12 protein-coding genes are annotated in these 7,931 nt (G+C 36.9%); 4 read left to right on the forward strand and 8 right to left on the reverse strand.

What is annotated here, in order from left to right; genetic code table 11:
* Positions 1-39 precede the first annotated feature (39 nt).
* Positions 40-483, forward strand: a complete 444-nt coding sequence (locus HYU07_03570; GenBank protein ID MBI2129294.1) for a hypothetical protein — start codon at positions 40-42, stop codon at positions 481-483.
* A 16-nt stretch (positions 484-499) separates the two neighbouring features.
* Here the strand turns inward: HYU07_03570 and HYU07_03575 are convergent, their stop codons facing one another.
* The gene (locus tag HYU07_03575; GenBank protein ID MBI2129295.1) at positions 500-826 is read right to left on the reverse strand and encodes a hypothetical protein; all 327 of its coding nucleotides are present in this window, start codon (positions 824-826) and stop codon (positions 500-502) included.
* 136 nt (positions 827-962) lie between these two features.
* On the opposite strand from HYU07_03575, the gene HYU07_03580 reads away from it, so the two are divergent.
* Genes HYU07_03580 through HYU07_03590 form a run of 3 tightly spaced genes read left to right on the forward strand, consistent with a single transcriptional unit; the run spans position 963 to position 2,248 of the window.
* Positions 963-1,190: a hypothetical protein gene (locus HYU07_03580; GenBank protein MBI2129296.1), complete on the forward strand. Its 228-nt coding sequence runs from the start codon at positions 963-965 to the stop codon at positions 1,188-1,190.
* Complete coding sequence (locus HYU07_03585) at positions 1,191-1,598, forward strand: hypothetical protein (protein MBI2129297.1); 408 nt, start codon at positions 1,191-1,193, stop codon at positions 1,596-1,598.
* A gap of 14 nt (positions 1,599-1,612) precedes the next feature.
* Positions 1,613-2,248 carry a protein-L-isoaspartate(D-aspartate) O-methyltransferase gene (locus HYU07_03590; GenBank protein MBI2129298.1) on the forward strand — a complete coding sequence of 212 codons (636 nt, stop codon included), beginning with the start codon at positions 1,613-1,615 and terminating at the stop codon, positions 2,246-2,248.
* 162 nt (positions 2,249-2,410) lie between these two features.
* Here HYU07_03590 and HYU07_03595 read toward each other — a convergent pair whose 3' ends face one another.
* From HYU07_03595 to HYU07_03625, 7 genes are all read right to left on the reverse strand, one after another.
* Entirely contained in the window at positions 2,411-3,388 is a 978-nt protein-coding gene (locus HYU07_03595; protein ID MBI2129299.1) for a carbohydrate kinase family protein, read from the reverse strand.
* Positions 3,389-3,461: 73 nt separating this feature from the next.
* Complete coding sequence (locus HYU07_03600) at positions 3,462-3,824, reverse strand: hypothetical protein (GenBank protein ID MBI2129300.1); 363 nt, start codon at positions 3,822-3,824, stop codon at positions 3,462-3,464.
* A 127-nt stretch (positions 3,825-3,951) separates the two neighbouring features.
* Entirely contained in the window at positions 3,952-4,992 is a 1,041-nt protein-coding gene (locus HYU07_03605) for a DNA double-strand break repair nuclease NurA (GenBank protein MBI2129301.1), read from the reverse strand.
* Positions 4,993-5,034: 42 nt separating this feature from the next.
* A complete protein-coding gene (locus HYU07_03610; GenBank protein MBI2129302.1) occupies positions 5,035-5,253 on the reverse strand; it encodes a hypothetical protein in 219 nt (72 codons plus the stop codon).
* Between the two features lie 10 nt (positions 5,254-5,263).
* Positions 5,264-6,892 (reverse strand): AarF/ABC1/UbiB kinase family protein, encoded by a 1,629-nt coding sequence (locus HYU07_03615; protein MBI2129303.1) that lies wholly within the window; start codon positions 6,890-6,892, stop codon positions 5,264-5,266.
* 113 nt (positions 6,893-7,005) lie between these two features.
* Positions 7,006-7,596, reverse strand: coding sequence for a methyltransferase domain-containing protein (locus HYU07_03620; protein MBI2129304.1), 591 nt, complete (start codon positions 7,594-7,596; stop codon positions 7,006-7,008).
* 67 nt (positions 7,597-7,663) lie between these two features.
* On the reverse strand, positions 7,664-7,906 hold the full coding sequence (locus HYU07_03625) for a hypothetical protein (GenBank protein ID MBI2129305.1): 243 nt from the start codon (positions 7,904-7,906) through the stop codon (positions 7,664-7,666).
* Positions 7,907-7,931 lie beyond the last annotated feature (25 nt).

Below are 7,931 nucleotides of genomic sequence, written 5' to 3' on the forward strand. Positions count from 1 at the left end.
CAAAAACAATCACAAAAGCAAAAAACTGATTTTACACTAATGCTTGAGAAAGAAGGAATTGACTTGAATACATATTCAAAAAATGTTTTATATATGGAAGTTCCAGAAGAAGGTAAGGATATACTATCAACATCTACGTTAGTACTATACAAAAACAAAGAAGGAGCTGGTTCATTTGTAATGTACAGATTCAAGCATGAAGGGTTTGATGGAAAAAAAGAAACAATCGAGGCTTTTGACCTCAACAACGACGGGTTAGTTGGATTAACCGACCAAAACGGAAAAACCGATAATAGTATTGATAACCTCTTTGTAACTAGGATGGAATTTACTCCAACAGATTGTATAAAGAGGGCGGTAGATAAAGACGACCCTCTATATGAAGAAACATATAAAAAAATGTTAGAGATATATGCGCATCTGGGTGAAAAATCAAGAAAGATATTAACCGACGAGGGGTATACGCCATTAACTAAAAGATAACCAAGAATGCAGTTTACTAAACTCTTTTCATCTTTTTCTTTTCTAAAAATTCCCTTACCCTATTGTCAATCTTCGGCGCTGCCTTTTTCCCAAGCCCATAATACACTTTCTCAGCTTCACTTCCCCACGAATACTCCCCTTTTTCGGTTTTAACCTGCTCAACCTGTATCTCTCCTGTCTGAATTCCTTTTTTAAGGTGATAATAAATTGACCTCATTGTAACCTTCGGGAATATCTCCCTATATGCATTGTAAATCTCATAGCCATATCCCTCTTTAATAAAATAAAGAATTTCTACAATATTCTGCCTTATTTCGCTTTTTACCGGACGTCCTCGTGGCATGTTTTTAGTTTTTATTTATTTTTTATTTAAATCTTTTGTTTTTATTTTCAATAGTGAAAATAAATAGTTTGAAAAATGAAACATTTATATACATAAACGTATTAAACACATTAAACATAATGCAAATGGTGAAAAAATGGTAAGCATAACATTATCTGTCCCGGAAGAATTGAAATCAGAAATGGACCAGCATCCTGAAATGAACTGGTCAGAGATAGCTAGGCAGGCAATACGCCAAAAGCTGGTGATTCTGAAGAAAATGGATATTATTTTAGCCAAAAGCAAATTTACAGAAAGGGATGCGCTTGAACTTGGCAGAAAGATAAATAAAGCAGTTTCAAAGAAATTTCTAGCAGGAATTTAAATGGAATTGGTCATAGATGCGAACATTTTGTTCTCTGCGCTTATAAAAAACAGCCACGTTCGTCATTTTATTTTATTGAGCGGGCATTCGTTTTACATTCCTGAATATATTTTTAATGAATTTTATGAGCATATTAAGGACGTAGAAGAGAAAAGCGGATTATCTCGTGATGAAATTAAATCAGTTCTCAACGAGATAATAACAATGGCAAATATCAAAATAATTCTATTTAACGATTTTAAAGAATATTCTGAAGAAGCCAAGAAAATATCTCCTGATGTCGATGATGTTCATTATTTTGCGCTTGCATTAAAACTCAAGTGTCCTATTTGGTCGAATGATAAAAAGCTACAGGAACAAAAAACAGTTGAAATCTACACTAATGATAAAATTATAGAGGCGGGATAAATTAAACGTATGCTATGAAAAACCAGCTAATAAAATTCTGGAAAAACGAAAAAATTGTGAAAAACGAAAAAGTATTGGAAGCGTTCAAAGCAGTTCCGCGCGAGGAATTCATTCTTGGCGGCTATGAGCATGATGCTTATGGCGACTATCCCCTGCCGATTCATGCAGGCCAGACAATATCGCAGCCGACAACTGTTATGATCATGACCGATGCATTGGATGCCAAAGAAGGGCAAAAAATCCTTGAAATCGGAACAGGCTCAGGCTACCAGGCTGCAATATTGTCAAAGCTAGCTGGTGAAAAAGGCAAAGTGATAACAACAGAGATAATAAAAGAGCTGGCTGATTTTTCAAAAAACAACATTAAAAAATTAAAAATAAATAATATAAAAATCCTGCATAGCGACGGCAGCGAAGGCTATGCTAAAGAAGCTCCTTATGACAGAATAATCGTTACTGCAGCCTGCCCGAAGATTCCGCAGCCATTAATTGACCAGCTCAAAGAAGGCGGCATAATTGTTGCTCCAGTTGAAAGCGTTCTCGGCCAGGAGATGGTAAAAGGCATTAAAAAGAACGGCAAATTAATAACAGCATCGCTCGGTTATTTCACATTTGTCCCATTAAAAGGAAAGCACGGATATAATTCCTAAGAAAAATCAAATCTCACTTAATCTCAACTCTGCACTTGCAGTACTGGCAGAAAACAGCTGTTATGCCATCGCTTAAATTAGCGCGGATATTATTGCCGCATGAAGGGCATTTATAGGTCATTGAGTCCTGTTCAGCCATAAAATACAGAAGATGGTTTTTATTTAAAGCTTTTGTTTCGTTATTTTTCCCGGATTCCTGTTTATCATTCCAACAATTTCATTCCAACGCAGTAACTTGTTCTTGGCTCCAGGATTAGTTATAACAGATTCAGAATTTGCAAGCCCAAGCTGCAGGCAGAATTCAATCTCTTTTTCTTTCATCAAACCAGCAATAAAAGAAGCGGCAAAAGCATCCCCTGCGCCTGTCGCTTCAACAACCTTCACATGATGCGCTGCAATATGATAAATATATGTTCCATCATAGCAATGGGCTCCTTTTTTTCCATCTGTTATGACTGCAATTCTCGGCCCTAGTTTTCTTAATTTTTTTAATAAAATAGCGATATCATGATTTTTTCCAGCAATATATCCTGCTTCTTCTTTATTTAGAATCAACACATCAATATTTTTGAGCAGTTTTCCTAAAAGCACAGCCCCTTTTTCAGCCAAATAAGTGCTGGGGTTAAATGCAATCTTTATATTGCTCCTTACAGCAAAACCAGACAATTTTTCAACTGTTTTATATGACCCATTAAGCATAGACCCGAAATAAAACCACCTTGCTTTTAATTTTGACTTCTTGATTTCATCATAATGCAGGTCATCATTAGACCCTTTAAATGCCAAAATAGTCCTGTCATGACCCTTTGCATCAAGGATAATTGAAAAGCCTGTCCTTCCTTTCGGAGAACAAACAATTAAGCTTGTATCAACACCCTCTTTTTTCAGGGCATGCATTATCCTGCGGGAGTTCATTCCGCAGCCCATCTTGCTTATGCAGGCAGCCTTAAACCCTAATCTTGAAAATGCAGCTGCTGTGTTTGTCCCTGCTCCGCCTGTATCAACCCTTACATTTTCAATAAGAATTTTAGATCCAAAAGGAACCGTTACGCATCCCCTGCGAACATCTTGAAAAAGCCTGTTTCCCGTATCAACAAAAGTGTCGACAACAGCAGAGCCGATTGTTATGACATCATACATGCATTATTCTTAACTAACCTTATTTATAAGCTTTTTGCCAAAAAGAAAAAGAAAGAAAAAATAAAATAAAAATCTACTTTGATTTGGCCATGTCTACGATCTCTTTAAGGGCAACTACAACAACTGCAGGCACTACTATCGCCATTATATATTTCACTATACTTTCGATATAACTGCCGACATATAGTATGTCCTTCAGCCCAGGTGCTGCTCCTCCTACATACAGTACAATAGCCAATATAGCTGAAACTGTCAAGAACTGCATTGTCTCTTTTCCTGTTACATTCAAGAATCCGATTACCAGTCCCAATATCACAAGTATGGAGACCAGCCATGGATCAGCAGGTTGCAATGCTTCTAGACCGCCTAACAGGCCCAGCACTAATGCAATAATTACGCCAACTATAAAGGCGTACTCTCCTACCTTTTTGTCCATTTTATGAACACCTCCTTTTTTTAACCAAAAGCATCGCTTCTGATTTATAAGCAAGTATACTCTGGAATAAGTGATATATAAAGGTTTCGGAAATTGTTTATAAAGAGGGTAGTTTTTGGGATTTTAGCTAAAACCCTATCTTATCCAACAGCTCATGAAGGTTCCTTGTATTTAGAAACGCTGCTATCTTCTTCCAGCCCTTTCCTGCCTTGACAGCAAATGCCATCTTCAGCGCCTCTTTTTCTTCATTTGGAATTCTTGCAAACTTGTCTGCTTCTATCATGCCGTAAGGATAGCCTGGCAGCACAGGGTCAGAAGCATTAAGCGAAAGCCCTGAAACTATGCCATTAACATCAAATTTAACGTTTTTATAAGCCTCAAATCTAAGAATATAACTCGATCTCTCATCTAATTTAAAGACAAACAGTTCTGCCTTGTGCTTTTCGCTGTTTATTTCAGCAACAGGATGATAAAACCATTTCCTGTAAGGAGAAATGCCCTCAAGCAAAGCAACAAAAGAGCCTCCTGTTTCGGTGAACAATGCTGAAGTTTTTGAAAGCGCTGTTATTGTTATGCCTCTTTCTTCGGCTTCATTATAAAGCATATCAAGTAAATTTTTTTCATTCGTATAATTTGCCTGCAATGTGCCGTCTAAAACAATGATGTCGCCTGTTTCAAGCTCTTTGGCAATATCTGATGCAAGCTTTATCTCAGAAAATCTCCTTATTACATCGCCTATTTTTGATATGCTTATCTGGTTGCTGCCTTCTTTTATTGTAGCATCATAAGAATTGAATGAAAAGGACTCGATATCAAAATTTACAGGGAATATTTCTGTCTTATAAAAAATATCATCACCCTCATTCAGCGAATTGACCAATAAATAAAATTCAAATTTCTCTGCTTTGATTCTTTTATTTTCTTTATATATCGTATAATAAAGCCGTATCAGCTGCAGAGAAAAATTAGAGGCGGACAGCAGCTCCGCATTTCCGCCGTCAATAAATGCAATCTTATTTTTATTATTTGCAGCCTTGATCTCTTTAAAATTATCCTTGGAAACCCTGACCGGCTTATATGACTTGTCCGCAAATGCGCAATAGCTTCCCTGATTTTCTGAGGCTGTATTTAGGGATTTTATTATCTTTTCAAATATCTCGGAATTCATAAAGACAGAGTGTTTTGCCTCTTTATAAATATTTGTTCAAAATTACTTCAGCACCCTCTTGGCCAGTTTCCTCAAATTCTTTTCAATCCCTTTGCTCTGCTTCTCTGCTTCATTCATTATCCTGAGCAGCAATGCAAATCCGTCTTTTTTCGGCAGCACGCCTTTCTTCATCAAATACCTTATCTCCCTCTCTGCAATGCCCTTTGTTATTGAAACTGCTTTTATGCCGAGCTTTGCTATTTTCTTGGCTTCTTTTATCATTTTTCACCTCCTAATATTTTCCTTCCCTCAAAATCGATATTATCAGCACTGCGCCTAATACAAAAACAACAGCCATTCCGGCAAATGCGTATGACTCATATTGCGTTTTCATAAGCAGAGCCATCCCGATAACTATTGCCCCGATTATCATGCCCAATGCCAATCTGTTGCTTGACTTGTCTATCTCGAAACCGAGTTTTTTAATCTCTTCATCCTCTATGTCGAGCTTTATCTTGCCTGCTGCTGCCTTGTCAATTATCTCCTTTGCTTTCTCAGGAAATTCATCAAGAATTTCCTTTATTTCCCTGCCCTTCTTCAGAAATGCCCTGATCAGCTCGCTGGGCCTTGCCCTGTTAGCCAGAATTTTCTTCACATATGGCTCAGCATACTCGTTGATGTCAAACTCGGGATTTATCAGCTTGGCCGATCCTTCCAATGTAATCAGCGCTTTCGCAAACAAAATTATATTCGCAGGCATCTTTATATTGTGCTTAAAGCAGAGATTAAGCAAATTTCGCAGCATGCTTGTTATGTTCATCTGCCTTATCTGCGCGCCTCGCCATTCATTGATCACTTCAGTAATTTCATCCTCAAATGTTTCTAATCCAATGGCATCATCTGATTTTCCTATTTTCATCAATAGGCTTTTTACTTCTCTGGAATCCTTCTCCAGCAATGCTATGAACAAATCCAGCGACTGGTTTTTAAGCTGCTTGCTCATATAGCCCACTATTCCAAAATCAAGAAATGCTATTTTATGGCCTGTCAGCAATATGTTTCCCGGATGAAGGTCTGCATGAAAAAATCCATCCTCAAAAACCTGCTTCAATATGGCATCAGCAGCTATCTTTTCCACCAGCTTTCTGTCAATCTTCTTGTCATCCATATCTTTCAGCTTTGTCCCTTTAATATATTCCATTGTCAGCACTCTGCTTGTTGTGTAATCCAGGTAGACTTTTGGAATCTTGATTGTTTTTGAGTTTTCAAAATTCTGGTAGAACTGGTCTATGTTTCTTCCTTCAAGGACATAATCCAGCTCTTTTTTCGTATATTTTTCAAATTCATTCATGATCTCTGTCGGCGTAATATTTGAGAATTTTCTGCCTTTTTCAATCATCTTCGCAAATGTATAAAGAATATCAATATCTGCTCTCATTATCTGGTCTATATGAGGCCGCTGCACTTTTACAACAACCTTCTTGTTGTTTTTCAGCACCGCTTCATGCACCTGGCCGATAGACGCAGAGCCGATAGGCGTTTCATTGAAAGACCTGAAGATTTTGTTTAATGGCTTTTTCAGTTCCTTTTCAACTATTTTTTTAACTTCGGAAAACGGAAAAGCCGGCACATCATCCTGCAGCTTCTGGAATTCCTCGCAGTATTCAAAAGGAACCAAATCAGGCCTTAAGCTAAGCAGCTGCCCCAGCTTAACAAAAGTTCCGCCTAATTCCTCGAATGCCTGCCTCCATCTTACTTCTGGCTTTAATGGCGCAATGAATTTGTGCCTCATTAATTTTTTATGGAATGGCAGGTAAATATGCAGCCCGTGCTTTTCAAGAAAGTAGCCGAGCCTGTTTTTGAACAGAACATTCAGCACATGGTAGAATCTCCCGAAATCCCTCATATCCTCTTTTATCATGGCGCATAATGAACAGAGGTTGTTTATAAGGTTTTTTGTTGATTTACAGATTTCCGACACATTTGTATATATGCGCCATTGAAGTCAGTTTATTTTATCCATTTACAAATTTCCTATTTTTTCTCTAAAATTGAAAAAAATTGAGGATAAAGCCAGAAATCAGCAAATAAAAAGCCATTTTTTATTACATTAAAATTGTGCCTTTTAGCTAAACTTCTGACTTCTCTTAATGATAATTTATGAAGATGAAATTTTCGGCCATTAAATGGGTGGCCATAAGTCCTTAAAGAGCTATATGTTTCAAATAGCCCTCTGATCGGCTCTAGTGGATAAATCAGAATAATCTTGCCATTCTTTTTTAATACACTGCTCATCTCCGAAAATGCTTTTTCCAAATCAGGAATGTGCTCAATGGTGTGAATGGAGAAGATCTTATCAAAAGACTCTTTTTTAAATCTTAATTTTTCAGCATTCATAGCATAACAATTCTTTAGTTTTGAACTTTTTATTGCATCTTTGTTCAGGTCGATGCCACCACATCTTCTAGAATATCTCATCAATTTTTTTACAAAATAACCATCTCCGCAGCCAATCTCTAAAATTCTGTCTTTTTTGTTTATTTTAACAAGATTTATTGCTTTTTTATATGTATTTTCAAATCTTTCATGACGATAGCCATTAGTGTATTCTTTAGAGTAAATCATGCTTATTGGTTAATATATGAGGTTTATAAGGTTTTTTGTTGTGCTGCGCGAAAACACCAAAAATTAATTATTCTTTGGAATTCGCCCACATGATATCAAAATACGCCCGAAAACTATTGGCCAGTTCTTTATCTCTCACTACAAATGCAATTGGGGTCTTGAGAATAATAACAAACAGAGCAGCATTTGGAAATATATCTATCCAATTCGGGCTTACCATTTTATTGGAAAGGTAGCGGACATTGGTTAATCTCATCTTCGCCCGTATCCCGCCGTATTCTTTTGCATCGGAGTTATAGATTATTTTCATCAAGATTTTCCGTGCAATTCTTCGC

This window comes from Candidatus Woesearchaeota archaeon, from assembly GCA_016180285.1.
Taxonomy (GTDB): Archaea; Nanobdellota; Nanobdellia; order Woesearchaeales; family JACPBO01; genus JACPBO01.